The sequence below is a fragment of the Oceanobacillus sp. FSL K6-2867 genome (assembly GCF_037963145.1).
GTDB lineage: Bacteria > Bacillota > Bacilli > Bacillales > Amphibacillaceae > Oceanobacillus.
Genome location: NZ_CP150144.1, coordinates 480,043 through 503,676, shown reverse-complemented (window position 1 = coordinate 503,676; position 23,634 = coordinate 480,043). Strand labels below are relative to the sequence as shown.

Annotated in this window: 25 protein-coding genes and 1 riboswitch; of the genes, 17 read left to right on the top strand and 8 right to left on the bottom strand. The window is 38.3% G+C overall.

What is annotated here, in order from left to right; translation table 11 throughout:
- The first annotated feature begins 3 nt into the window (after positions 1–3).
- The 8 genes from menD to ytkD all read left to right on the top strand — a co-directional run bounded on the left by menD (position 4) and on the right by ytkD (position 8,252).
- Complete coding sequence (gene menD / locus NSQ77_RS02290; RefSeq protein WP_339228609.1) at positions 4–1,758, top strand: 2-succinyl-5-enolpyruvyl-6-hydroxy-3-cyclohexene-1-carboxylic-acid synthase; 1,755 nt, start codon at positions 4–6, stop codon at positions 1,756–1,758.
- Complete coding sequence (menH, locus tag NSQ77_RS02285) at positions 1,751–2,566, top strand: 2-succinyl-6-hydroxy-2,4-cyclohexadiene-1-carboxylate synthase (RefSeq protein WP_339228607.1); 816 nt, start codon at positions 1,751–1,753, stop codon at positions 2,564–2,566. Before menD ends, menH begins: the two co-directional genes overlap by 8 nt.
- A 44-nt stretch (positions 2,567–2,610) precedes the next feature.
- A complete protein-coding gene (menB, locus tag NSQ77_RS02280) occupies positions 2,611–3,429 on the top strand; it encodes a 1,4-dihydroxy-2-naphthoyl-CoA synthase (RefSeq protein WP_339228606.1) in 819 nt (272 codons plus the stop codon).
- Between the two features lie 108 nt (positions 3,430–3,537).
- Positions 3,538–4,977 carry an o-succinylbenzoate--CoA ligase gene (locus NSQ77_RS02275; RefSeq protein WP_339228605.1) on the top strand — a complete coding sequence of 480 codons (1,440 nt, stop codon included), beginning with the start codon at positions 3,538–3,540 and terminating at the stop codon, positions 4,975–4,977.
- Between the two features lie 75 nt (positions 4,978–5,052).
- Entirely contained in the window at positions 5,053–6,666 is a 1,614-nt protein-coding gene (locus NSQ77_RS02270; RefSeq protein ID WP_339228604.1) for a mechanosensitive ion channel, read from the top strand.
- 96 nt (positions 6,667–6,762) lie between these two features.
- Positions 6,763–7,083: a hydrolase gene (locus NSQ77_RS02265; protein ID WP_339228603.1), complete on the top strand. Its 321-nt coding sequence runs from the start codon at positions 6,763–6,765 to the stop codon at positions 7,081–7,083.
- A gap of 116 nt (positions 7,084–7,199) precedes the next feature.
- Positions 7,200–7,760: a hypothetical protein gene (locus NSQ77_RS02260; RefSeq protein ID WP_339228601.1), complete on the top strand. Its 561-nt coding sequence runs from the start codon at positions 7,200–7,202 to the stop codon at positions 7,758–7,760.
- 18 nt (positions 7,761–7,778) lie between these two features.
- The gene (gene ytkD / locus NSQ77_RS02255; RefSeq protein WP_339228600.1) at positions 7,779–8,252 is read left to right on the top strand and encodes an RNA deprotection pyrophosphohydrolase; all 474 of its coding nucleotides are present in this window, start codon (positions 7,779–7,781) and stop codon (positions 8,250–8,252) included.
- Positions 8,253–8,371: 119 nt separating this feature from the next.
- Here the strand turns inward: ytkD and NSQ77_RS02250 are convergent, their stop codons facing one another.
- The 4 genes from NSQ77_RS02250 to pckA all read right to left on the bottom strand — a co-directional run bounded on the left by NSQ77_RS02250 (position 8,372) and on the right by pckA (position 12,798).
- Complete coding sequence (locus tag NSQ77_RS02250; RefSeq protein WP_339228599.1) at positions 8,372–9,172, bottom strand: ABC transporter permease; 801 nt, start codon at positions 9,170–9,172, stop codon at positions 8,372–8,374.
- Entirely contained in the window at positions 9,165–9,962 is a 798-nt protein-coding gene (locus tag NSQ77_RS02245; RefSeq protein ID WP_339228598.1) for an ABC transporter ATP-binding protein, read from the bottom strand. Before NSQ77_RS02245 ends, NSQ77_RS02250 begins: the two co-directional genes overlap by 8 nt.
- A 13-nt stretch (positions 9,963–9,975) precedes the next feature.
- Complete coding sequence (locus tag NSQ77_RS02240; RefSeq protein ID WP_339228597.1) at positions 9,976–10,965, bottom strand: ABC transporter substrate-binding protein; 990 nt, start codon at positions 10,963–10,965, stop codon at positions 9,976–9,978.
- A 246-nt stretch (positions 10,966–11,211) separates the two neighbouring features.
- On the bottom strand, positions 11,212–12,798 hold the full coding sequence (gene pckA, locus NSQ77_RS02235) for a phosphoenolpyruvate carboxykinase (ATP) (protein ID WP_339228596.1): 1,587 nt from the start codon (positions 12,796–12,798) through the stop codon (positions 11,212–11,214).
- 199 nt (positions 12,799–12,997) lie between these two features.
- A riboswitch (SAM riboswitch) is annotated at positions 12,998–13,106 on the top strand.
- A gap of 352 nt (positions 13,107–13,458) precedes the next feature.
- On the opposite strand from pckA, the gene metK reads away from it, so the two are divergent.
- Both metK and NSQ77_RS02225 read left to right on the top strand, forming a co-directional pair.
- Positions 13,459–14,655, top strand: a complete 1,197-nt coding sequence (gene metK / locus NSQ77_RS02230; RefSeq protein ID WP_339228595.1) for a methionine adenosyltransferase — start codon at positions 13,459–13,461, stop codon at positions 14,653–14,655.
- A gap of 101 nt (positions 14,656–14,756) precedes the next feature.
- The gene (locus NSQ77_RS02225) at positions 14,757–15,206 is read left to right on the top strand and encodes a DUF4181 domain-containing protein (RefSeq protein WP_339228594.1); all 450 of its coding nucleotides are present in this window, start codon (positions 14,757–14,759) and stop codon (positions 15,204–15,206) included.
- A gap of 39 nt (positions 15,207–15,245) precedes the next feature.
- On the opposite strand, the gene NSQ77_RS02220 is transcribed toward NSQ77_RS02225, so the two are convergent.
- Positions 15,246–15,770, bottom strand: a complete 525-nt coding sequence (locus tag NSQ77_RS02220) for a gamma carbonic anhydrase family protein (protein WP_339230920.1) — start codon at positions 15,768–15,770, stop codon at positions 15,246–15,248.
- Positions 15,771–15,855: 85 nt separating this feature from the next.
- Between NSQ77_RS02220 and NSQ77_RS02215 the strand changes: the two genes are divergently transcribed.
- Together NSQ77_RS02215 and NSQ77_RS02210 are read left to right on the top strand one after the other, a co-directional pair.
- Complete coding sequence (locus NSQ77_RS02215; RefSeq protein ID WP_339228593.1) at positions 15,856–16,941, top strand: tetraprenyl-beta-curcumene synthase family protein; 1,086 nt, start codon at positions 15,856–15,858, stop codon at positions 16,939–16,941.
- On the top strand, positions 16,934–17,371 hold the full coding sequence (locus NSQ77_RS02210) for a DUF1801 domain-containing protein (protein ID WP_339228592.1): 438 nt from the start codon (positions 16,934–16,936) through the stop codon (positions 17,369–17,371). Before NSQ77_RS02215 ends, NSQ77_RS02210 begins: the two co-directional genes overlap by 8 nt.
- Before the next feature lie 46 nt (positions 17,372–17,417).
- Here NSQ77_RS02210 and NSQ77_RS02205 read toward each other — a convergent pair whose 3' ends face one another.
- The 3 genes from NSQ77_RS02205 to NSQ77_RS02195 form a co-directional block, all read right to left on the bottom strand.
- Positions 17,418–18,173, bottom strand: coding sequence for a DUF1129 family protein (locus NSQ77_RS02205; RefSeq protein ID WP_339228591.1), 756 nt, complete (start codon positions 18,171–18,173; stop codon positions 17,418–17,420).
- Positions 18,166–18,519, bottom strand: coding sequence for a PadR family transcriptional regulator (locus tag NSQ77_RS02200; RefSeq protein ID WP_339228590.1), 354 nt, complete (start codon positions 18,517–18,519; stop codon positions 18,166–18,168). Before NSQ77_RS02200 ends, NSQ77_RS02205 begins: the two co-directional genes overlap by 8 nt.
- Before the next feature lie 723 nt (positions 18,520–19,242).
- Positions 19,243–20,337, bottom strand: a complete 1,095-nt coding sequence (locus NSQ77_RS02195) for an AI-2E family transporter (RefSeq protein ID WP_339228589.1) — start codon at positions 20,335–20,337, stop codon at positions 19,243–19,245.
- Between the two features lie 628 nt (positions 20,338–20,965).
- On the opposite strand from NSQ77_RS02195, the gene NSQ77_RS02190 reads away from it, so the two are divergent.
- From NSQ77_RS02190 to NSQ77_RS02170, 5 genes are all read left to right on the top strand, one after another.
- Complete coding sequence (locus tag NSQ77_RS02190; RefSeq protein WP_339228587.1) at positions 20,966–21,304, top strand: DnaJ family domain-containing protein; 339 nt, start codon at positions 20,966–20,968, stop codon at positions 21,302–21,304.
- A gap of 39 nt (positions 21,305–21,343) precedes the next feature.
- Positions 21,344–21,817, top strand: a complete 474-nt coding sequence (locus NSQ77_RS02185) for a hypothetical protein (RefSeq protein WP_339228585.1) — start codon at positions 21,344–21,346, stop codon at positions 21,815–21,817.
- Between the two features lie 76 nt (positions 21,818–21,893).
- The gene (locus NSQ77_RS02180; protein ID WP_339228584.1) at positions 21,894–22,649 is read left to right on the top strand and encodes an AAA family ATPase; all 756 of its coding nucleotides are present in this window, start codon (positions 21,894–21,896) and stop codon (positions 22,647–22,649) included.
- A 21-nt stretch (positions 22,650–22,670) separates the two neighbouring features.
- Positions 22,671–23,231 (top strand): GNAT family protein, encoded by a 561-nt coding sequence (locus NSQ77_RS02175; RefSeq protein ID WP_339228583.1) that lies wholly within the window; start codon positions 22,671–22,673, stop codon positions 23,229–23,231.
- A 34-nt stretch (positions 23,232–23,265) separates the two neighbouring features.
- Positions 23,266–23,532, top strand: coding sequence for a hypothetical protein (locus tag NSQ77_RS02170; RefSeq protein ID WP_339228582.1), 267 nt, complete (start codon positions 23,266–23,268; stop codon positions 23,530–23,532).
- Positions 23,533–23,634: the final 102 nt, after the last annotated feature.

Here is a 23,634-nt window from a genome sequence, read left to right as displayed (position 1 = left end):
TAAATGGATCATATTGAAAAATTGACGCGTTATACCGCAAATATAGTTGATGAATTTGTAAAAAGTGGAGTAATCGATGTTGTAATCTCACCAGGGTCACGTTCTACTCCGCTTGCATTAACGTTTACAGAGCACCCTGAAATCAAAGAATGGGTCATTATTGATGAGCGGTCTGCTGCATTCTTTGCAATGGGGATTGCGAAACAGCTAGACCGGCCAGTTGCACTTGTTTGTACATCTGGGACGGCAGCAGCGAATTATTTTCCAGCAATTGTTGAGGCCTATTATAGCAGGGTTCCTTTAATTGTTTTAACAGCAGATCGCCCGCATGAATTACGCGATGTCGGAGCTCCGCAAGCAATTGAACAATTAAAGCTTTACGGGGATTACCCAAAATGGTTTCATGAGATGGCACTTCCTGAAGCTACGCCAGACATGCTCAGTTACGCACGTAATAAAGCGGCTCGTGCTGTGTATATGGCAAAAGAAGGAAACTCAGGTCCAGTTCATTTGAATTTCCCGTTTCGTGAACCACTCACACCTGACTTTTCGTTGGAAAACATATGGGAGAATCATGGTGCACCAAGTGAAATACAAACAGTGAGTTCATTTGTCGATGGAGAGAAATGTTTGACTGAGCAGCAAATAGAGCAGCTTATTCAAAAGCTGACAAATGGAAAAAAGGGACTTATTGTCTGTGGTCCTCAAACGGATAAGCGATTTGCTAAAGCTATTACGGAACTAGCATTAAAATGGAAGCTCCCGGTTTTAGCTGATCCGTTATCCCAAGTCCGCGCTGGCAGTCACGAGAAGGATCATGTAATCGAGGCGTATGATGCTTTTCTGCGAAACAAAACGATACGCAGCGAGCTGGAACCAGATTATATTATCCGATTTGGGGCAATGCCAGTTTCAAAGGCATATCTATTTTATGTAAAAGAACATGCGCATGTGAAACAATACATTGTTGAGGGAAGCAGTGGTTACCGGGAGCCAACCGGAAATAGAACGGAGTTTATCTTTGCTGATCCCGTAGCACTGTGCCGTGCAATCCAGTCTGCATCGTCTGCAAATGAGGTAGGGTTAAGCTGGTTAAGACGTTGGCAGGAAATGAATCAAATTTCAAAGAAGCACCTTTTAAGCGGCAAAGAACCTCAGGTAACAGAAGGAGAGGTGGTGCGTGGGCTCTGTGAAGTTATTCCGGATGAAAGCACGCTTTATGTCGGAAACAGCATGGCAATCCGTGATGTTGATACCTTTTTTATGACGACATCGAAGCAGGTACAGATACTTGCCAACCGAGGTGCAAATGGAATCGATGGTGTCGTATCAAGTGGCATTGGAGCGGCTGCTTCAGGAAAAACAGTAACACTCCTGATTGGCGATCTTTCTTTTTTCCATGACATGAATGGACTGCTTGCTGCGAAGCATTACAAGCTAAATATAACCATTTTACTTGTTAACAATAATGGTGGTGGTATCTTCTCATTTTTACCACAGTCAAATGATAAGCGACATTTTGAAGCGTTATTTGGAACTCCTGTTGATATTAAATTTGAAAAAGCGATTGAAATGTACGGTGGACAATATGCTGAAGCAATGACAGAGGATCACTTGAAGGAGCTGCTTGCTGCGAGTTACCTTCATAAAGGACTTTCTGTTATTGAAATCAAAACAGATCGTACAGAAAATGTAACATGGCACCAAGAAAAATGGAATGCAATTGAACAGGAAATCTTACAGGATTGGGATGGGTAAATTGTATTACACGGTTGGTCAAGCCAAGTATTGGTACGAAATAGATGGAGAAGGAGTGCCGATTGTCATGCTTCACGGTTTTACTGGGAGCTCTAAGACATGGCAGCATGTGAAAAGTTTGTTCGGGTCAGGCAATCAAATTATTGTCATTGATCTACCTGGGCATGGAAAGACAAAAGCTTCCCATGTAACAACCATGCAAAGGTGCTGTGCTGATCTACATATGTTATTTCAATTTCTTGGGTTAGGAAAAATCCATTTGGTTGGTTATTCGATGGGGGGGCGGACGGCATTATCCTTTGCATTACACTACCCTGCAATGATTCAATCGTTAATATTGGAGAGTTCCTCACCAGGCATAGCTAATGAAGCAGAGCGGCGGCTGCGAATTGAGGCCGATAAAAAGCTAGCGGAACGAATTGAAAGGGATGGCGTACAAGCATTTGTGGATTATTGGCAGGATATCCCATTATTTGCTTCTCAAAAGAGCCTTCCGTCCAAAGTGAAGGAAAGTATTCGACGCGAGCGTGTTTCACATACTGCTGAAGGCTTAGCGCAATCATTGCGTGCAATGGGCACAGGGACTCAAGAATCGTGGTGGAGTGAACTGGAAAGCTTTGAAAGACCGGTACAGCTGGTTGTTGGTGCACTTGATACGAAATTTATTGCAACGAACAAAAAGATGCACACGCTTTTAAAATCAAGTAAGATGATTGTATGTGAGCATGCAGGGCATGCAATTCACGTGGAAAAACCAGAAATCTTTGGTAAACTAGTAAGAGAGTTTATCGATTCGGTTACAGATTAAGATGAGATAACACTTATAGCAGTAATTTTCAAGGAGGATTTAAGATGACAGTGCAATGGGAAAAAGTAAGAGACTATGAAGAAATTATCTATGAAAAATATAATGGAGTTGCAAAGGTAACGATTAATCGTCCCCATAAGCGTAACGCATTTACACCACTAACCGTGCAGGAAATGATTCATGCATTTTCCGATGCTCGTGATGATTCTGATATTGGCGTTATCGTTTTAGCCGGTGAGGGAGATAAAGCATTTTGTTCTGGTGGAGACCAATCCGTTCGAGGACATGGTGGGTATGTTGGAACAGATACGATTCCACGCCTGAACGTGCTTGATTTACAACGTTTAATTCGTACGATACCAAAGCCAGTAATTGCTATGGTTTCAGGATATGCTATCGGTGGTGGACATGTATTGCACGTTGTATGTGATTTAACAATCGCAGCTGATAATGCAATCTTCGGTCAAACTGGACCGAAAGTAGGGAGCTTCGATGCTGGCTATGGAGCGGGCTATCTTGCGCGTATGGTTGGACATAAGCGTGCTCGTGAAATTTGGTACTTATGTCGTCAGTATAATGCAGAGGAAGCATATGAAATGGGCATGGTAAACACTGTCGTACCACTTGAAAAACTAGAAGAAGAAACATTGCAATGGTGTGAAGAAATTTTAGAAAAATCACCAACAGCATTGCGTTTCTTGAAAGCATCCTTTAATGCAGATACAGACGGACTTGCTGGTTTGCAACAGCTTGGTGGAGATGCGACATTACTTTATTACACAACAGATGAAGCAAAAGAAGGTCGCGATGCTTTCAAAGAAAAAAGAAAGCCGAACTTCAAGCAATTCCCACGTTTTCCTTGATCGGTGTTTATTTAACGGTAAAAAACCTTTGCTTCTTTATGGCAAAGGTTTTTCACTTTATCTGAAGATGGAAACATGCTGTAGAAATGTAGTTAGGAGAATGAAAAAATGTCAGAAACGATTCCTCATTGGTTAACAAAACAAGCAGATCTATCACCAAACCATCCTGCAATTGAAATGGACGACGGTACGATTATTACATTTAGGGATTTAAAAGAAAGCAGTCAGCGCTTTGCTCGGAAATTAAATCAGCTTGGCATTAGAAAAGGAAGCCATGTTGGAATGCTTTCTGTGAATCAGATTCCAATGCTGATCGCAATTCATGCCCTAAGCTATCTTGGGGCAGTAGGTGTTCTCCTCAATACAAGACTAACAAATGATGAATTAAATTATCAATTGGAAGATGCGAACGTCTCTTTTCTTTTAACTGCAGATTTGTTAAAAGAACAAGCTTCCATGCTTCATTCTGATGTAATCCGCTCCTTTACCGATATTGAAGTATTGCAAGAGAAGGATACGGTACTGGAGAGCGAACTTCATTTAGATGCTGTTTTTACGATTATTTATACTTCAGGAACTACCGGTTTTCCAAAGGGTGTTGTACATACTTATGGAAATCATTGGTGGAGTGCAATGGGTTCTGCTCTAAATCTTGGATTGAACAAACATGATAAATGGTTAATCCCACTGCCAATCTTTCATGTGAGTGGACTATCAACCTCAATAAAAAGTGTGATATACGGCATGCCGATTTATCTGCTAGAAAAATTTGATGTGAAGACTGTTCATCATGCATTAATGCAGAAACAAGTAACGATTGCTTCTGTCGTTACAATGATGGTTCAGCGGCTTCTTGATGAGCTCGGCGAAGCAAGCTATCCAAAGGAATTACGATGTATGCTGCTTGGTGGTGGTCCAGCGCCAAAAGCTTTATTAGAGCGAGCGAAAGAAAGGGATGTGCCTGTTTTCCAGTCCTATGGCATGACAGAAACTGCTTCCCAAATCGTTACCCTGAGTCCTAAGGATGCTTTGGAAAAGCTCGGTTCTGCAGGGAAGCCATTATTTCCTGCTCAGCTGAAAATTGAAAGACAAGCAGATGATTCAATTGGGGAGATTTTTGTAAAAGGTCCAATGGTAACAAAAGGATACTATAACAACAAAAATGCAAATGAAAAAACAATCCAGGAAGGCTGGCTTGCTACAGGCGATTTAGGCTATCTTGATGAGCAAGGCTATTTATATGTCGTCGACCGCAGAAAGGATCTAATTATTTCAGGTGGCGAAAATATTTACCCATCGGAAATTGAAGGTGTATTAAGCGGGATGAAACAAATTAAAGAAGCTGGGGTCGTTGGAAGAGAGGATGAAACGTGGGGGCAGGTTCCGATTGCTTTTATCGTAAAAGAGATGGAAGTAACTGTTGAAGAAATTAAAACATACCTTCTTACGCGTCTAGCCAAATATAAACAACCGAAAGATTTTTATTTTGTAGAAGAATTACCGAGAAATGCATCTAATAAATTGGTGCGTAACAAGCTAATACATTAAATTGCTAAAGATTAGGTTTAGTGTCAGCTCCCTTATGGTATATATTATTATAATCTTGAAGGGAGCATCTGTTTTATGGATAACTTTATGGATCAGTACTTTACATCAAGTTTTATGCAGGGGTTACAAAATTTTGTTGTAGCTCTTATTATATTGCTGATTGGCTGGCTTATTGCAAAAGCAATTGGAAATGCAGTAGAAAAAGCATTTGCTAAAACCGATTGGGGTAATAAATTAATTCAAAAATTTCACATGAGTGATAAAGAAATAAATACAGAGAAGGTTATTGGAAAAACCGTATATTACATAATTCTCTTAATCGTATTTATTTTGTTCTTTAATGTGCTTAATTTGAATATGATTGCTAATCCGTTATCTGATTTGGTCTCTACTTTCTTAAGCATAATTCCAGCAGTGTTAGCTGCAGCTTTAATACTTTTATTTGCGTGGATTATTGCAAGTATTGCGAGATGGCTAATTGCGGAAGGCAGTCAAAAGCTTAATTTGCAGCATTTATTTTTCAAGCTGAAAATTGCTAAAACAGAAACGGAAATTAAAAAATATACAGAAACGCTCGGAAAAATTGTCTTTTATTTAATTTTATTACTATTCATCCCAGGTGTGCTGGATGCGTTGAATATACCAGGGGTTGCAGAGCCATTTAGTGGGCTGCTGACATCTATTCTTGTATTTATTCCGAGATTAGTTGCTGCTGCTATTATTTTCGCAGTTGGCTGGTTTGTCGCGAAAATAGTAAAAAACATCGTAACAAATCTTTTGCAGGCAGTTGGTTCAGAGAAGCTGATGAGCCGCTTAAAGCTTTCCAAGCTTTTTGAAGGAACAAGCTTTGCCGCATTTGCTGGCCATGTTGTCTTTATTTTAATTATGATTCCAATTGCAATAGCTGCGTTGGAACAATTAGAGCTAAAAGGTATTACAGATCCAGCAATTGCAATGCTCCACACTGTAATGACGATGGTTCCAAGTATATTGATGGCAATCGTCCTGATTCTTGTAGGCATCTGGTTAGGAAAACTCATTGGCGGATTCGTGGAAGACTACTTACAGCGCCTAGGCTTTAATCGATTAGCTAACCAGCTGCATATCTGTGGAAAAAGCATTTCTGACAACAGAATGACACCCTCTGCTATCGCAGGGTATATTGTCCAAATTTTAATCGTCTTTTTCTTAACGGTTCAAGCATTGAATTTAATGGAGCTTCATTTCTTAGTAGGGATTGCAGCAGCAATTACAGCATACTTGCCAAATGTGCTTGCAGCAGTTCTTATATTAGGTGTTGCGATTATCTTAGCGAACATTGTTCAAAAAGTACTCGTTAATCTGCTTGATGGACCAGCTGCTAATTTGCTGGCCATGTTTGCGAAGTATTCCATTCTTGTACTCGCAGGATTTATGGCATTAACACAATTAGGAATTGCTTCTGCGATTGTAAATGCAGCCTTTATCCTTATTCTTGGTGGTCTCGCACTGGCATTCGGGCTTGCATTTGGGCTAGGTGGAAAAGAATTTGCTGCTAAACACTTGCGCAAATTTGATAAAACGATGGATGAAACGGTTATAAAACAACAAATTAAACGCAAAGCAGAGGATCATATTGAAGATACAGAAGTTAATCCAACAACATATACAGAAGGAACAATAGATGACGCTGATCCTGAACGTCCATAAACTGAATTCTGAAAAAAGCATCTGCAAAATTCGCAGATGCTTTTTTGGTTATTTTTCTTTAGATAAGCCAAATTAATAACAGGAGGTGTCTTGTAAATGAATAAAGAAAAATATTTTGTATGTATACCAGCAGGCGAAATTTCACAAGTGCGCTACGGAAATAATGATGACTATACAATTTATGCGACGACTGAGGAAGTAACAAAGCTTCGCGCAAAGCTGGATAATATGGATAAGGCTGGATTGGATACGTATGTACGTGCACATGTACCAATCATGCTTTATCATAATGATAAATCAAACGATGCTTATGATGATAGCATGACAGAGGTTTTTGAAATGATTTATAAGCTTGGAGATGAGCAAAGTCGCTCCCATATTGAAGAAATGGGAATTTTAGGGGATAATCATATGTAGACAAGCATTTGCATATAATCCAGTAAATGTGTGTTTAGGCTCCTTGAAAAAGAGGAATAGATTACCACGGAACACTTTTTAATAATTATTTATTCATAACCAGGGGGGCTTTTTATATGGGAAAAAAGCAGCATGGCACATTAAAGTGGATCGTAGCTTTTGCAGTTCTTATATGTATGATGATGTTCAGTAATGCAATCGAGGTAGAACATGTAAATGCTGAAAATCAGCAGAAAATGTTATCCTATCAAATGAAGGAAAAACCAGCTTCACAACAGGAATCAAGCTTAACTCACGAAGAAATCGTTAAACTTACAAATAAATTTATGGACACTCTTGTTCAAGATGTGGATAACGATTACAGAGTAACCAAGTTTCAGACAAAAGCTGAATTACTAGAGGCATTTGAACAGATTGCAGCAAAAGAAGTTGCACAGGATTATATTGATTTTTATTACATGGAAGAGTCAGATGGGATGTATATTTTACCGACTGAAACACCGCCATGGTTTATAGAAGAAAATGATTATGATATGATAACAGTAGACGCTTCAACCGTAAAGGTTATCCAGAAGAACACAACAGATCTATATGGAGATTACAAGGTGGAATTTGAATTTACCTATGATAAAGGTTGGAGAATAACAGATGTTAACTATCATCAGTTTTTCGTATAATGAAGGCAGTTGAATGACTTGATAACGTTTAAAGACTATTACAACAACGAAGTAAAACTTTCCTTTGATGATCACCCTTTTTCTAAGGAACCAAAACATGTGTGGGTAATATGCAAATACAAGGGAAAGTGGCTACTGACCAAGCATCGGGAACGCGGATTGGAATTCCCGGGGGGGAAAGTAGAAGAAGGTGAAACGGCCAGAGATGCTGCTGTTCGAGAGGTAATGGAGGAAACTGGTGGTAATGTGCAGGAAATAAGCTATATTGGACAGTATAGAGTAGATGGCCGGAAAGATATTGTCGTTAAAAATGTGTACTTTGCAGTGGTGGACCAGCTTATAGAACAAGAAACCTATTATGAAACAGAAGGACCGGTTTTATTGAATTTTATCCCAAATCGAGTAAAGCAAATGAAGAAATACAGCTTTATTATGAAAGATGGTGTACTTGAAAACTGTATGGACTATTTGAGACATTATCAGGTGAGATAAGGAAGATCAAATCTAATGGTTTGGTCTTTTCTTTTGCAGTTAAGGAAGCTAAATTTTTTCTTATATAAAATATAAATAAGTGCAGCAAAAGAAATCAGAAAACACATAGCATATTACGGCTATGTGTTTCGATTTCGGATTAACCAACGTTCTAATTTTTCCACTAGCTTATACATAATTGCTGCCAAAATTGCAATAATTACAAGGCTTGACATTACCAGCGTGAAATCAAATACTTGGAATCCGTAGATTATTAAATAACCTAAACCTTGCTTGGAAACAAGATATTCTCCTACAATAACCCCGACCCAAGAAAGCCCAACATTTACCTTAAGCGTCGAAATCATTGCTGGCATTGCTGCTGGAAAAATTGCCTCCTTAAAGCATTGCCATCTTGTTGCTCCGAAACTGCGAAGCACTTTTTCATAATTTGGATCCACTTCGTTAAAAGCAGAGTAAACGACGAGAGTAGTGACAATAACTGAAATAATAAATCCCATCGCAATTATGGATAAGTAACCAGGACCAAGTGCTACGATTAAGATAGGCCCGAGTGCTACTTTTGGCATTGCGTTTAATACAACAAGATAAGGACCCATAATATTGGCAAATCGTGCTGATGACCATAGTGAGATTGCAATCAGGATTCCCCCAATTGTTCCAATAATGAAACCGAGAATGGTTTCAAACAAAGTAACCTGTAAGTGACCAAAAAGTGATCCGTTGGCAAAGCGGGCTGCAAGTAATTCAAACACGCTGGTTGGTGAACTGAATAGAAGCGGATCAATCAAGTAGAGACGACTAGCTATTTCCCAAACCGCAAAAAATGTAATGAGAATTGTCAGTTGCCAGAAGAGCACGACCTTTTTCTCCCGCTTTAATCCGCGCTTGTAGTTTTCAAATAAGTGGTGGTCATTCATCTGGTATCTCCACCGCCTTTTGCTCTGACTCGTTTGTTTCTAGTGCATCCCATATTTTATCAAAGATAATTTGATATTTCGGATGTCTTCTAACTAAAAAAGGTACTTCATTACGAAGCTCGATTGGTATTTCATAAATCTTGGCGATGGAACCGGGATTGGCATTCATCATAAAAATCCGATCACTCATCGCAATTGCTTCACCAATATCATGTGTTACAAGTATCGCTGTTTTGTGATAGCTTTTTAGCAAATCTGCTACCAAATCCTCCAAGTTTAATTTTGTTTGGTAATCCAGTGCTGAAAATGGTTCATCAAGCAATAGTATCTTAGGGTTATTAATCAGTGTACGGACCAATGCTACACGTTGACGCATTCCACCCGAAAGCTCACTTGGATATTTCATCTGGACATCCTTGAGTCCCACTTCATTTAATAGTTGAACTGCTTTTTTTTGCAGTTCATCTGACAGTTTATGATTGATTTTCGGTCCGAGTAAAACATTATCCAGGATTGTTTTCCATGGAAATAAATAATCCTGCTGAAGCATGTAGCCAATTTCCATCTCAGATTCAGTGGTAGGCTTCCCTTGCAGTGAAACCAATCCTTCTGTTTGCTGGATAATTCCTGCGATAATGGAGAGCAGTGTTGATTTACCACAACCGCTCGGACCAAGCAGGGAAATAAACTCACCTTCTTTAACCGAAATGGAGATGTTGTCGAGTGCCTTCGTATAGCTTACTTTGGAAAAATAATGATGGGAGACATGGTCCAACGTCAGAAATGACACAAAATCCCCTCCTTTAATCAGACATAACTCTTTCAGCGTAATCCGTGTTTACTAAATCTTTGTGCGGAACATCTGCTGGAAGTTCGCCAGCTTCATCCATAATTGCTTTTAAATTTTCCCATTCCTCTTCATCTAAAATTGGATCAGTAGCGAAGGAACCTTGACTTTTGTAACGATCAATCGATGCCGCAAGCATATCTAAATCGGTGTCTTCAAAATAAGGTTCAATGACTTTAGCAATTTCTTCTGCACTATTTTCCTCCACCCATGTTTGCGCTTTATAAATCGCACGAGTGAATTTCTCAACAGCCTCGTCATTTTCTTCCATGAAGCTCTGTTTCGTCATGAAGACTGTATATGGAACTTTTCCAGATTCCTCACCAAAAGATGCGACAATATGTCCTTGGCCTTCTTTTTCAAAAATACTCGCCGTTGGCTCGAATAGTTGAACATACTCATAATCACCTGAAGCAAATGCGCCAGGGATATTGGCAAAATCAATATTTTGTACGAGATGCAAATCTTCGTGTGGATTGATTCCATGATCTTTTAGAACGTATTCACCAACCATCTGTGGCATTCCACCAACACGCTGACCTAAAAAATTACTGCCTTCTAAATCCTCCCACTTGAAATCAGGCTGTGGTTCTTTTGCCACTAGAAATGTCCCGTCTGTCTGAGTTAACTGCGCAAAGTTAATTGCATAATCTTTAGAGTTTTGCGCATAAACATAGATGGAAGTTTCCGATCCGACCAGCGCAATATCTGCTCCACCGGAAAGCAATGACGTCATTGTCGTATCTCCACCCCATGTCGTCTGCAGCTCTACCTCCAGTCCTTCCTCCTCAAAAAAACCTTTTTCAAGTGCTACGTATTGTGGTGCATAAAAGAGAGATCGGGTGACCTCTGCTAAGCTGATTTTTGTTGTTTGCCCTGAATTACATGCAGAAAGGAAAATGAGTAAAACAACTGCGACAACAGCACCAAATTGAATTTTTCTCATACATTTCGTTCCTTTCAAAATATGTGATTATTTATCAACACAGTTTATGCGGAAATTGAAAAATGTGTGAATGCCCAGTTGGAGAGGAATGAGGTAGTCTTTTTAAGACTGTTTTAGGAGAAAATGCTATTGAGAGAAAACCTAAATAATGATGCAGCAACATAAAAATGCCAGCCTGACAAAGTAGGCTGGCTAATACTATTCATATTAGTGAATCCTTTTGGGATGAGTAAACAAATTAATTATTTATTCTTTGTAAATCGGACCTGCTTTTTTTATTGCTTCACTAGCATTTTCAAATTTCTGGAAATTATCATGGAATTTTATTGCTAGTGATTTTGCTGCTTCTTCATATGCGGTTCGGTCTTTCCACGTTTTTTTCGGAATTAGCACTTCATCTGGAACTCCCGGAACGTGCATCGGAATTTCTAATCCAAAAATCTCATCTTTTACGGTTTCCATTGAATTCAGCTCGCCTTCTAAAGCAGAGTGAATCATTGCCCGTGTATAAGAGAGTTTCATCCGGTTGCCAATGCCGTAAGATCCGCCAGTCCATCCCGTGTTAACCAAGAATACATTTGAATTGTACATATCAATTTTATCGCCTAGCATTTCAGCATATTTTGCTGGAGCCAGAGGTAAGAAAGGTGAACCAAAGCAGGCTGAAAAAGTTGCTTGTGGTTCGGTTACACCGCGCTCCGTACCAGCAAGTTTACTCGTATAGCCGCTTAGAAAATGATACATTGCCTGCTCTTTTGTTAATTTACTGATGGGCGGGAGTGTCCCAGAAGCATCTGCTGTTAAAAAGATGATTGTGTTTGGATGACCAGCAACACTTGGTGAAACAATATTATCAATATTTTCCAGTGGATATGCAGCACGCGTATTCTCCGTTAATGTTGTATCATCGTAGTCGGGAATTCTTGAATTTTCGTCTAAGACAACATTCTCAAGTACTGATCCATAACGTATAGCGTTAAAGATTTGCGGCTCTTTTTCCTCTGAAAGGTTAATACATTTTGCGTAGCAGCCACCTTCAATATTGAACACGCCATTTGGACTCCAGCCATGCTCATCATCTCCAATTAGACGGCGGTATGGGTCAGCAGATAATGTTGTTTTTCCTGTGCCGGAAAGACCAAAGAAAAGTGCTACATCTCCTTCAGGACCAACGTTTGCCGAGCAATGCATGGATAAGATATCCTGCTTTGGCAGCAAGTAATTCATTACAGAGAAAATAGATTTTTTTATTTCACCAGCATATTCTGTACCTCCAATTAAAACGACACGCTTTTTAAAGGAAATTAAGATAAACGTTTCCGAATTGGTTCCATCTACAGCTGGGTCTGCTTTAAAATTTGGAGCAGAAATAACTGTAAACTCTGCTTGGTGATTGTTTAACTCTTCATCTGAAGGGGTGATAAATAGCTGACGTGAAAAAAGGTTATGCCATGCGTATTCATTAATGACTTGAATTGGCAAACGGTAATTTTTATCCGCCCCAGCAAACCCTTTAAACTGATAAAGCTCATCTTTTTCTTTTAAATAATCAATTACTTTTCTGTAGAGATTATCAAATGCTTTTTCTTCAATTGGGCGGTTTACCTTTCCCCAGTCAACAAAATCTGCACAAATTTCATCTTTTACAATAAATTTATCTTCCGGTGAACGACCAGTATATTTACCGGTAGTCGCTCGAATTGCCCCAGTTGAGGTAAGGCTTCCTTCTTCGTGACTTAAAATCTTTTCAACTAATTGTGCTACCGACAAATTAATATGCATATTATTGTGCTCGTTTAACTCTTTAATTAGTGATCTTTCCACTGTTTTCATATCATTATCTCCTGCCTTTTTAAGAATATCATCTGTTTATGACAACATTTATTTTCTTAAGTTGTTTATTAGTATAACACATTTAAATTATTAGTCCATACTATTTAAAGATAATTTATAAAAATATATGTTGACCCATCATTCCAAAATAGTTGACACCACCAGCTACTTTCGTTAGTCTTAAGATTGAACGGATACTCTCTTATTCAGAGTTGGTGGAGGGACAGACCCGATGAAGCCCAGCAACCATCACGTGATGTGAAATGGTGCTAACCTGATGCAAGGAACAATTCCTTGAACAATAAGAGCGAAAGGCCAGTATACCCTTTCCTCATGTCTTTGAAGGAAAGGCTTTTTTGTTTTTCGCAAATAGGAAAAGTATAAGACTCATAATTTGCATTAGTGCAACTTAGGCATTTGCCTAAAGACTTGGACTCCAAAGTATAAGGTTTTCTAAGATAGCAAAATACGTTTTCGTAAGAATTCCTTTTACGAATACCAAGTTTTCTAATAGAGAAGTTTTATATAAAATAATATTCATTGAAATTCGATTCACCTGGTCAGCGGGAAAAGTTTTACCTTTTGAAGGTACTTTGAATAATATATGTAGAACATTTAAATTAGAGTTCCGTAACATACAATAAAGGAGAGTTTAGCCTAATGGCTGTAAATCGACGTTTATTTACTTCAGAATCAGTAACAGAAGGTCATCCAGACAAAATGTCAGACCAAATATCAGATGCAATCCTTGATGAAATATTAAAAAAGGATCCGAATGCACGCGTTGCGTGTGAAACAACAGTTACAACTGGGTTAGTGTTAGTGGCAGGTGAAATTTCCACAAGCACATATGTAGATATTCCTGCAATTGTGAGAGAAACGATTAAAGGAATTGGCTATACTCGAGCCAAATATGGTTTTGACTCGGAAACATGCGCAGTTATGACGGCGATTGATGAACAATCCGCAGATATTGCTGGTGGAGTTGACACTGCACTAGAAGCCCGCGAAGGGAAAATGAGCGAGGATGAAATTGATGCAATTGGCGCGGGAGATCAAGGTTTAATGTTTGGTTTTGCTTGTGATGAAACCAAAGAGCTTATGCCATTGCCAATTTCACTAGCCCACAAGTTATCGAAACGCCTTGCTGATGTAAGAAAAGAAAACATTGTAGACTACCTGCGACCGGATGGTAAAACACAGGTTACCGTAGAATACGATGAAAATGATCAGCCTGTTCGAATCGATACGATTGTTATTTCAACGCAGCATCACCAAGATATTACAAGGGATCAAATTGAAAAGGATATGATCGAGCATGTTGTTCGTGCCGTAGTTCCTGCTGATCTCTTGGATGAAAAAACAAAGTATTTCATTAATCCAACTGGTCGCTTTGTTATTGGTGGGCCACAAGGGGATGTGGGACTTACTGGACGCAAGATTATTGTTGACACTTATGGTGGATATGCACGTCATGGCGGTGGAGCATTTAGTGGGAAGGATGCTACAAAAGTAGACCGTTCTGCTGCATATGCCGCACGCTATGTTGCAAAAAACATCGTTGCTGCAGGACTTGCCAAGTCATGTGAAGTTCAATTGGCATACGCGATTGGTGTGGCGGAGCCTGTATCCATTGCAATAAATACATTTGGTACAGGGAAAGTGAGCGAAGAAACACTTGTAGCTGCGATTCGTAAATTATTCGATCTTCGCCCAGCTGGAATTATTCGGATGCTTGACCTCCGTCAACCGGTATTTAAAGATACTGCTGCATATGGCCATTTTGGCAGAACGGATGTTGCATTTTCATGGGAAAAAACGGATAAAGTTGATGAGTTGCTTGCATTGACGAAATAATATATATTGCTGTACAGCTCTATTTGAGTCGTACAGCTTTTTTTAGCTGATGGAATCTTGGCGGGTGTACGATTTATAGTATGGAAAGAGGAGAATGTTTAATGTACTACTATGAAGATAACAGTGGGCTGCTGCTGGATATAGTCATACTAATCGGTGTATTTTCACTAATTATTTTTATATTTAATTCAATCATGAGAAAGCTATTGAACGTAAAGCGTCCGAAATGGTTTTCTAATAATTATGTGAACAAAGTACATGAAAAGTATGATAAAAGGCTACGATTAACATCTGTTATCGTATACATGGTGGCTGGACTTTACTTCATTTTTACAACTAATAATATATCCTCGGATACTGATTTTGCATTGTATTTATTTGTACTTGGTATGGCCTTTACTGGTATACAGGAATTGTTCCGTGCATTTATGGAGTGGAAGTACTTAGAAGGAAAGAATGATTATCTGTTTACCCTCAGTCAGGTTATATTTATTATCACGCTTGTCATTGTCACCTTCAGGTCTGATTTCTTTGGTCTGTTAGCGCTGTAAATGAAGGAGCTTGAACTCTAATGACAAGCTCCTTTATGGTTAACGCCCCATATTTGTTTGTTCCTTATAATATTTTCCTTTTTCTACATAAGATTTACGAACCCGTTGCATTTCGGCATAGTCTGTTTCTGTCAGTTCACGTACAACTTTTGCAGGTCTTCCCATTACCAATGTATTAGGGGGGATTTTTTTTCCTGGGGGAACGAGACTTCCAGCAGCAACAAATGCATTTTCCCCGATTTCCGCACCATCCAAAATAATCGACCCCATCCCAATTAAAGCGTTTTTCCGAACGACAGCAGAATGCAAAGTAACTTGGTGACCGACTGTCACATCATCCTCAATCAAAAGTGTCTTGTCAGGACTTTGATGCAGCATGCAGAAATCCTGTATATTGACACGTTTCCCAATCCGGGTTGGGGCAACGTCACCGCGAATGACTGCCTTAAACCATACACTGGAATCTCCGTCAATCGTAACATCGCCAATGATAACAGCATCCTTTGCAATAAAAACTGTCTCGTGAATAGTTGGATAAATACTTTTATATGGTTCAATCATGATTACATCCCCTTGTTTTTGTTTTCCTAATGTATATGATGCTATAATTAGTATAGCAAATTTCACCGATTGGAACGGAGGAAAAGGATTGACAAAAGTACCAAGAAATGCGATTTCATTATTACGAATCGTGTTTAAACGAATCTTTCCAATGGTAGATGAAGAAATGGATTACTGGAAGCGCAGAGCAGAGCAGATACCGAATGATGAGTTGCGCACACAAGCACTTGCCAGCATGCAAGATAAACGATTTCACTGTCAAGGCGGGAGTGTCTATGCACTGCTTGCCGGGGAAAAAGGGAAAGAAGCAGTTCGCTTTATTGTGGCTTATCAAACGATCAGTGATTATTTGGATAATCTGTGTGACCGAAGCACTTCACTCGATCCAAAGGATTTCCGTATGCTGCATGAAGCAATGAAGGATGCTTTAACACCTGTGAATCCGATGAAAAATTATTATGAGCTGCGTGATGATCAAGCAGATGGGGGCTATCTAAGAGAATTAGTTCAAACATGTCAAGAAACTTTAAAGAGTGTTGAAGCGTTAGAACTAATTCACGGTCAGCTTCTAAGGCTGCAAGGATTATACGCAGATTTACAAGTTCATAAGCATGTGCAGGTAAAGGAAAGAATTCCACGATTAACGACATGGTTTGAAAAAAATAAAGATACGTATGAAAATCTCACATGGTATGAATTTTCCGCGGCAAGCGGCTCAACCTTAGGAATTTTTTGCCTTGTATCTTACGGACTTGGCGGAAAAGTGAATCCGACTGCAGCACAAACTGTTTATGATGGTTATTTTCCTTACATGCAGGGGTTACATATATTGCTTGATTATTATATCGACCAACTAGAGGATGATAACGAAGGAGATCTTAACTTTTGCAGTTATTATGAGAACTGGAATAAAATGAAAGAACGATTCCTTTATTTTATTGAAAAGACAAAAACAGATGTAAGCGGCTTGCCAGACCGAAAGTTTCATGAAATGATCCATCAAGGTTTACTTGGCTTATATTTAGGTGATAAAAAAATTAAATCAATTCCATATGGCGAAGAAATGAGAAAGTCATTGCTGCATGCTGGTGGAATTACTGCCAAAATGTTTAATTGGAATATAAGAGTGTATTATAAAACCGAGGGAAAGAGAGGGAAAATGGAAGATGTATGAGCAAAAAATGAAAGAAAATGATCGTGATGTTATTGCATTTATCGAGGATATTGACAATACAAAAAAGCGGGAAGATGCTTATAAACTGCTTGAAATCTTTACAGAAACAACTGGATATCCAGCTAAAATGTGGGGTACAACGATAATTGGATTTGGTTCTTATCATTATAAGTATGCATCAGGGCATGAAGGGGATGCGCCATTGGTGGGCTTCTCGCCACGAAGAGCAAAGCATAGCTTATATTTTGCAACCGGCGATGAGCGGAGGGAAGAATTGCTTTCAGATTTCGGTAAGCATACGACAGGGAAAGCGTGTGTCTATATCAATAAACTTGCTGATATTAATGAGGACGTTTTGAAAGCATTGATCCGTCAGTCTGTAGATTTTTTACAGGAAAAATATCCTAGTGAAACAGAGGAAGATGCCTAACAGAGAGAAGGGGGATTACCAATTGGTGTTCCCCCATTTCTTTATGCTAGTCTTTTGCTACTTTACTTGAGACCCAGAAGTAAATCATAATACCACCAAATGTAAAACATGTACCTGTAATTAATCGAGTGGATTCTGTCAGCGATGTAAAACCGAGCAGGTAATCTGGTAACGTTACAAATGCTAATACAATCGGAAGAACCCATGTTTTGGACCAAATGGAAATACCGATGATGAAAATCACTGTGACGATACCAATGATAATCGTTCCGATAAGGCCAAAGTTAATTAATGGCGTCGTGACTTGTTTATTAAGAAAGATTAGACCGAAAAAGAGAGCAAGCGGCAGCAGTGCAACCGGATAAAGAATCACAAATTGCTTTCTGGAAGATAGGTTTTTTCCGGCGATATATCGAAATGCAAGGGATATGCTTGCTAAAAATAATACGGAGATGATAAGGAAGCCGAAAATTTCTAGTAATGAATAAGCAAGCGTTCCTTCAAATAAATCTTGAACAATGGTGAAAGAAAAAGCACCAAATAAAATCATTGGAATATATTTCATCCAGGCTTTAACATCGATTGGCATTTCACTGGCAAGTAGCTCCATGTAATATTTTGGCGACTGGCCAATTATATGTTCAATTGATTTCCCGTTTTGCTCTGCTTGCATTAAATGATCCTCTAATTCTTCGACGATTTCATCAATTTCTTTTTCCTTTTTCCCGGTTGAAAATAGATAGACTCGAAGATTCTCTAGAAATTGCTTGCTTTTTTTCGATAGTGTTATGTTTTCATACATCGTTTTTAATCTTCCTTTCATTTTTTGTTTCTTGTGCCAAAACATGGTTAACGTTTGTCTGTAAGCTCTCCCATCTTCTTATAAAATCTTTTAACGCTTGATCACCATTTTCTGTGAGTCGATAATATTTTCGTTTTGGTCCTGCTGTGGATTTCTTTAATATCGAGGTTACTAATTTTTCTTTTTGCATTCGCAATAATAAGGGATAGATAGTACCTTCACTAAAGTTGGAGAACCCATATTCTCCCAATTTTTCAGCTAGCTCATAGCCATAGACTTCCTTATTCTTAATAATGGCAAGTATACAACCATCTAAAATCCCCTTCATCATCTGGGTTGTTGACACGTTTTTATCCCCTCCTTTAACTTGTATAGCAAGGTATTTAGTTTATGGAATATAAGTCTTGTATTACAAGGTATGTTTTTAGTATATGTTGTATTACCTTGTAATGCAAGAGTTATTAAGAAATTACTAAAAAAGAAGTACTTGATTATTTGTAATATAAAACAGTAATAGTGATGGGTCCTGGAACAGAGAGAAGATAAGTTCATTCGGTAATTCATGACAGTGATGAGCCACTAGCCGAGGAAAAGCTCAATTTATTCGGTAACTCAAAGGGATAATGAGTGTCCAAAAAAAGAGGATCAACTAATACGGTAACACATAGAAATGATGAGCTCCCAAACTAATAGGAATTTAACTTATTCAGTAATTCAAAGCAAGTATGGAGAACCGACGAACAAATCTAATACTCATTTGGAACCTTATAGAGGATATAAGCGGAAAAAATAGAGAGGGCATTTCTATCGATCGCTGAAGCCCGTCAAAAATGTCCCAAGCTAGCGGAGTGCATCATTAAGTACTGACAATTTCATTCCAGTAAACTCAACCTAGAGCATAGTAGTACAAATTATATTATTTAATCTGCAATCGATAAACAAGCTTGGTAACAGAAAAAAAGCATACCTATACAATCAACGAACCGTTGACTTTCCATTGGACTGAGCTGCAACCATAAAAAAACCGCCGAGAAAACTCAATTTCTCCGCGGTTTTATAAAATGAAACGTTATATCAATGCATCTTCCTTATGTTTCTTAGAATCCCGATACGTATTATAAAAATGCATAATGATTGTTCGAAGCAATGCATAGAAAGGTACGGCGAATAAAATACCGAGGAATCCGGCAATGCTTCCGGCAGCAAGAATAACTGTTATCACCGTTAACGGGTGCAGTTGCAATACTTGACCCATAACATTCGGCGAAATAACTGAACTTTCAATTTGCTGGGCGATGAACATAATTAAGGAAATCCAAATAAGATTCATTGGATCCTGAAACCCCCCGACAATTAATGCAGGGATTACAGCTAAATACGGACCGAGAAAAGGTATGACATTGGTAAGCATTCCGAAAAGGGCGAACGCTAGAGCATACTCCAATCCGATAATGAGATAGCCAATTAACAGCAAGACTCCAACAAAGAAACTAACAAGCAGCTGCCCTTGGATGAAAGAAGATAGAACATTGTCCATCTTAATTAGCAGGCTGCGAATGTTGTCTGCTTTTTTTTTGCTGAATACTTGCGTGATAAATGGAATTAATTTATCCCCATCCTTCAGCATAAAGAACAGGAAGAACGGAATAAGTACAATTCCCATTGCAATCGAAACAACTTGCCCTAAGATGCCACCAATAAAGCTTGGAATATTATTCGCAATCCCTTCCAGATGTGTTGGGAGGTCAGCGACGAAGTCATTGATCATCGAAACAGCCTGCTCTGGAATAGCTTCGTAGTTTTTCTGTACCCACTGAATTGTTTCTTCAGCAAGTTTTACCATTTGTGGTATGCTGTCAATCATTGTAGCGAACTGATTCTGCGCAATCGGCCAAATGAAAATAATGAATAACGTTGCAATTAAGATAAGTGTTAAGTACACAAATATAATCGAGAATATTTTATTTATTTTTAGACGCATGAACAAATGCATTAATGGCTTCGTTAAGTAGAACAAAATTCCAGCACCAATGATTGGCAGTGCAACAGCACCAATTAATCTAATAACTGGAAAAAAGATGAAATGTGTAATTGAAACAAGCCAGATTAAGAGAAAAAGCATAATTAAAAAAAGCATTACTTGAAACCATCGTTTATGAACCAATCAAAATCACTACTTTCGACCATTTTTATTTCTATTTTACATGGAGGGGACGATAATAGAAAGTATTTTGTTAGAATTATGCCAATAAAACAGCGTGTTTATACCTGTGAGTTTAAAAGAGTTTCATAGTATGATGTGGATTAAATGAAAACTTTTTAGGAAAGTACTTCGTCTAATTTAACAGGAGGGGAAAAAACAGAGCAAAGCCCTGGGTAAATAAAGGAATTTATGAAAGAAATAGCGAAATATAATATGGTAGATTGAAAAACTAAAATAAAGAGAAATAAATGATGACAAAGGGTCTATGTGGAAATAAATGTTTCCAATTGGAAAACTCGGTTGCATTTTGGGGCTGGTTCTTGGAAAAGTTGAGATATGAGCTTTACCAAACTTGAAGTAAAGGGGGAAAGCAATTCGAGCAAATGGGAATTCCTATTTTATACAAGGAGCATCATTATGCTGTTTTTCTCGAGTATCCAGATACAATAAAGGTAGAGCTTGTTGCACCCAATTAAGCTGGTTCAATTTCAGATTAGATTTGCATATTATTTACTATAAAAGCTATGTCAGATTTAATTGTCAAAACGAAGCAATTCGCAGTCCATATGATCGAAAAGGAGAACTGACATTGGATAAAAAGTATAATGATTTAATTGGTGATATACTCGAAGCAGCTGGTGAGAAAGATAATTATGACTTAAAGGGTGCGGGGAAGCCGTTGCCGAAGGGCTATGTGGAAAGAGATGTTTTTCAAAACTTCCAGCAAATTGCCAAAGATGCAGGATATTTGCCGTATTGGCTGAAGTTGCAAAAGGAAATTGCTAGCATGGTGCATACTGCTAAAACGGAAAAAGACATTAAGAAAATTAATAATAAAATCAAGGAATATAATACTGTTTGTCCAACAACAATGCAGAAGCTAAGGGTTGAGCTGGAAAAGCTTGAAGATGCAAAAGCAATTTGGTAATCAGTTGGTTTCTGTCAAACAAATAACGGAGGGAATTTTATGATTCTCCAAAGAGGTATCACAGGACAAATTCATCGCACAGATGATCGTTTCCGAAAACCAAATGGTAAGGAATTTAAGCAATTATGCTATGCACTGATTGCACAGCTAGATGGGATGATAATAGCATTTACAGAACCGCAAATTGATACGAATTTTTTCCATGTAGAGCTTGAAGTTATAAAAAAACGATTGCACCTGCTCTTAAATGAGAACTATCCTTACCTGGCTGTTGCAAGTGAGGCTGATTATTTTAAACTAACATTTATTGATGAGCCAACATTAACCAAACAATTCGCAGCCTGCTATACGATTTTGCAGCCGGAGGAATTAGATGAACGAATTCAGCTGAGACCAGGGCGTAAAAAGGGAATCTTACTTAACGAAAATGATTTAAGTAAAGGAGAATTAGCTGATTTGCTGTATTGGCAGCCTGAAACAGTTGGTCATGTAGTATTCAATCATTGGGATTAGACATAACCAGGAGTTTTAACTTTTGCTCATATGCATAAGACATGACTCCATTACATATTTGTAGAGGGAGTAAAAAATGAGATTAAATCAAGATAATCAGTATATTAAAGAGCTTCAATTATATAAGAATCGCATTCATTCATATGATACATTCCCCTTTGATCTTCCCGTTATAAAAAATTTAAAAAAGTTGTCATTTCATCCGAATGTAACTTATATTGTGGGAGAAAATGGGATGGGAAAATCTACTTTGCTAGAAGGGATTGCAATTGCACTTGGCTTTAATCCAGAGGGAGGCACGAAGAATTTTAATTTTTCAAGCTTTGACTCACATTCGAATTTAGATCAGTTTTTAAGGATTGCTAAGGGACCCTATCTTCCCAATGACAACTTCTTTTTCAGGGCTGAATCGTTTTATAATGTTGCGAGCAATATTGAAGAAATGGACGCATCTTCTATTGGAGGTTCACGAATTATCGATTCATTTGGTGGAAAGTCGCTGCATGAACAATCACATGGTGAATCTTTCTTTGCTGCTTTTACCAACCGATTCCGTGGCAGGGGTTTATATATATTAGATGAACCAGAAGCAGCATTATCCCCATTAAGACAATTATCCATGCTGGCAAGAATCCATGAACTCGTAAATCAAGGATCACAATTTATCATATCTACACATTCTCCGATACTGATGGCTTATCCAGATGCAGTTATTATTCAGCTTACAGAGAAAGGCTTGGAAAAACAAAGTTTAGAAGATACAGAGCATTATAAAGTGATGAAGCAATTTTTTGATGATAAAGATAGACTGCTTCATCATTTGTTTCAATGATATTGGAAAGGGGATGAAGCTGTGAAAGTGTCAGATTTAACATATGAAACAAAACGATTAATTATCCGACCGTACCAGAAGCAGGATTATTTAAATTGGTATACACAATTTAGTCGACGATTGCCATCTCAATCCAAATACGATGAAGGTTATATCGCCATGTCCCGTTTTACAAAGGATTGGTTTATTAAATGGATTCAAAAGTTTCATGAAGGGGCCAAAAAGGATGAAATGTATATTCTAGGCGTATTCCGAAAAGAAGATAACGCAAACGTTGGTACTGTCGAGTTATCGACAATATTGCGGACGAAATACCAATGGGGGATGATGGGATATTTTATACATAATCAGTTTTGGAAAAAAGGCTATGGTAAAGAAAGTGTTATCGCTGCCACGCAGTTATTTTTCAAGCAATTAAATTATCACCGTATCGAGCTGCATATCAATATAGATAATGAACCGTCAATTCGACTAGCTGAAAGTGCTGGGTTTATGTATGAATGTACGAGAAATGAATTCACCTATGAACGTGGCCGTTGGACAGATTTATTAATCTATTATCGGAATAACGACACAGAATAAATTTGCATGCAATTTTGAGAAAAGGAGAGGGAAGATGGGTACTATCATTCGCTGGATGCTGGCGATATTTTTGACTTGCCTTGCAATTGCTGCATTACAAACAGGACTGAAATTGATTGACGTCGCAAAGGAGGAGGGTGCAATCGAGGTTCATTTCCTGTCTTTTGATATACATAATCAAGTTAATCCTGAAAACATAACATCCTACACGATTGCTTTCTTTGCTGGTGCACTAGTAGCTGCAATGCTGGCAATTAGCTTTATAAGAGAAGCCTTATCTAGATTAAGAGGGAACAATTAATTCGTTTATACTTGAAATGAAACCAATTATAAATTAAGTCGTATAAATAGATAGCATACCTAAAAGGAAGGAAGTGTAATTCTAGCATGAATGCAATAAGGA